The organism is Vibrio sp. qd031 (genome assembly GCF_002100145.1).
Taxonomy (GTDB): domain Bacteria; phylum Pseudomonadota; class Gammaproteobacteria; order Enterobacterales; family Vibrionaceae; genus Vibrio.
Window position 1 is genome coordinate 1 of sequence record NZ_JXQD01000015.1, and the last position, 1061, is coordinate 1061.

The window sequence follows — 1061 nt, forward strand, 5'->3', positions numbered from 1 at the left end:
TCTACGCTTATCGCAAGTTATTACGTCCTTCATCGCCTCTGACTGCCAAGGCATCCACCGTGTACGCTTAGTCACTTAACCATACAACACCGAAAAGGTTTCGTATTGGCCGTTTGATTTCACTTTTAAAAAGTGAAGACAAACAGTAACCAAAGTTCGCTGTCTCATTATTTGAATGAGCGAGACAGCATTCGATTTTGCCGGACTCAAATTTGAATGCATCCTGGCAAGGATACATTCCCAAGAACACTTGAATGTGTGTTGGTACCTAATCCTTCCTCTAATAAAAGAGTAAGACTAGGATTTGAGAACTTTTAAATTGAATAACATTAATCAAATGTTATTCGTCAGCTTTCCAAATTGTTAAAGAGCAAATGCAAAAAGATTGCACTTTCTAAAGACACTCGGAGTCCAAAAACCAGCCACTAATAGATTGCAGTGGCTTGGAGGAGACATCCAAGAATATTTAGAGAGTGGTGGGCGATACCGGGCTCGAACCAGTGACCCCCTGCTTGTAAGGCAGGTGCTCTCCCAACTGAGCTAATCGCCCACATAAGTGGTGCTAGTTTATCGTCAAAGCAGACTATTTCTTTCGAGAGCAAGCTATCGGAAAGAAATGGTGGAGCTATGCGGGATCGAACCGCAGACCTCCTGCGTGCAAGGCAGGCGCTCTCCCAGCTGAGCTATAGCCCCATATAATTCCTTCGTTGTTACCAACAAGGAAGAAATGGTGGGTCGTGCAGGATTCGAACCTGCGACCAATTGATTAAAAGTCAACTGCTCTACCAACTGAGCTAACGACCCATGGTATCCCGTAGGGGAGTCGAACCCCTGTTACCGCCGTGAAAGGGCGGTGTCCTAGGCCTCTAGACGAACGGGACACTAGTGTGCCTTTGCCATAACAGCAAAAGCATTGTGTAAGCATTGGGATGCTTACAAATCTCTTTACTTTACAAACCGTATCAATCTGTGTGGACACTCATAATGAGTAATCTATCGTTTAAGGAGGTGATCCAGCCCCAGGTTCCCCTAGGGCTACCTTGTTACGACTTCACCCCAGT

Annotated in this window: 4 tRNA genes and 1 rRNA gene; all 5 read right to left on the bottom strand. The window is 45.4% G+C overall.

Annotated elements, in window-relative coordinates:
• Positions 1-474: 474 nt before the first annotated feature.
• Positions 475-550, bottom strand: a tRNA-Val gene (locus ST37_RS05915).
• A gap of 67 nt (positions 551-617) precedes the next feature.
• Positions 618-693: transfer RNA gene (locus ST37_RS05920), tRNA-Ala, on the bottom strand.
• 35 nt (positions 694-728) lie between these two features.
• Positions 729-804: transfer RNA gene (locus ST37_RS05925), tRNA-Lys, on the bottom strand.
• A gap of 1 nt (position 805) precedes the next feature.
• Positions 806-881: transfer RNA gene (locus tag ST37_RS05930), tRNA-Glu, on the bottom strand.
• A 120-nt stretch (positions 882-1001) separates the two neighbouring features.
• A 16S ribosomal RNA gene (locus ST37_RS05935) occupies positions 1002-1061 on the bottom strand; the annotation flags it as partial.